The sequence below is a fragment of the Salinimicrobium oceani genome (assembly GCF_012037645.1).
On the sequence record NZ_JAAVJR010000076.1, the window covers coordinates 1 to 859 of the forward strand.

An 859-nucleotide genomic window follows, 5' to 3' on the forward strand; every position below is an offset into this window, starting at 1 on the left:
CCGGTCCACAAAAAGCAATTGTCAAAGTACTCACCAGCGCAACCTTTATAAGAGGCGTAATGGGAGTTTTAAATAAACTATTAAAATAATTTTGTGACCCATATCATGCGAAAAAGCCTCCTAATTCTTGCTCTTACTTCATCCTTATTCTTATCCTGTGAAAAAGAGCCGGATCCATTTTTAATTAGCCAAAACAGTATAGGCCTGCTTACCCGGGATGTAAAGATCACAGAACTGGATTCGGTCTTTGCTGAAGATTCGATCGTAAAACAAGTAAGTGATGGTGAATTATACCGCAAGAGCAATGAGATAGAGATCTATGATAGATCCGGTAAAAAATTATTGCTTTTGGAACCTGTACAGGCTTTCGATTCTACCAGCACCATTGGATTTATCCAGGTCCTGGATCCCCGCTTTAAAACAGCGAAAGGTTTGGGTACAGAAAGCACTTTTAAAGATATTGTAGAAAATTATAATATCTCACGTATTGAAAACACTTTGAGTGCTGCGGTGATCTTTATAGACGACCTCAACATGTATGTAACTATAGACAAGAAAAACCTTCCGGTCGAGTTAAGATATGACACCCAAACCCGTATACAGGCCTCTCAAATTCCCGATAATGCCCCAATTAAATATTTTATGATCGCCTGGGATTAATCCAATTTTAAATTATATCCATGTCTGCTGAAAATCTTACCCGACTGAATAAATATTTAAGTGAAGTAGGTTATTGTTCCCGCCGCAAGGCAGACAGTCTCATAGAACAAGGGCGGGTAACTATCAATGGCGAAATTCCCGAAATGGGAACCAAAGTAAGACCCGGGGATGAAGTGCGTGTAAACGGAGAACTTATTGT

General features: G+C 39.3%; 2 protein-coding genes. Both read left to right on the top strand.

Annotation, left to right across the window (positions count from 1 at the left end; translation table 11 throughout):
* Nucleotides 1-93 precede the first annotated feature (93 nt).
* Entirely contained in the window at nucleotides 94-660 is a 567-nt protein-coding gene (locus HC175_RS15470) for a hypothetical protein (protein ID WP_317172326.1), read from the top strand.
* 20 nt (nucleotides 661-680) lie between these two features.
* A partial coding sequence (locus HC175_RS15475) for a S4 domain-containing protein (protein WP_262887239.1) occupies nucleotides 681-859 on the top strand: 179 nt, incomplete at its 3' end.